General features: G+C 30.3%; 1 protein-coding gene. It reads left to right on the forward strand.

Annotated elements, in window-relative coordinates; translation table 11 throughout:
• Positions 1-326, forward strand: a 326-nt coding sequence (locus AC1DHT_RS29430) for a hypothetical protein (RefSeq protein WP_477761611.1), incomplete at its 5' end; no start/stop codon positions are given.
• Positions 327-406 lie beyond the last annotated feature (80 nt).

Here is a 406-nt window from a genome sequence, read left to right on the forward strand (position 1 = left end):
GCTTAGCACAGGCAGCAAAAGAAAAAAGATCTAAGCTCACAAATGGCTCTAAAGAAACACAACTTACAGAAGCGTTGTTAAAAGAACCATCAATTGCTAAAGCTCAAACAAAATTGAAGCGTATCCCTACACTTATTACTGAATCTAAAAAACATTCAAATAATCCGCACAGCCAAAAAAATTCGAATCAGACTAAGAATATAACAGCAACTAAAGAGGATTCCAAAGGCAAACAGCAACATACACCTAACCAAAACAAACGTAATAAACAACAAAAAGTAGAAAAAACTAGTAGCAAAATTGAAAAACGAACATTTAATGATTAATCTCGAGTTTTAAATATTAACAATGATAAAGAGTAAAATGAAGTGTATTGAACATTATAAAAGTTATATTCTTTATCTAC

It is taken from the genome of Pseudomonas sp. 05N432 (assembly GCF_056396945.1).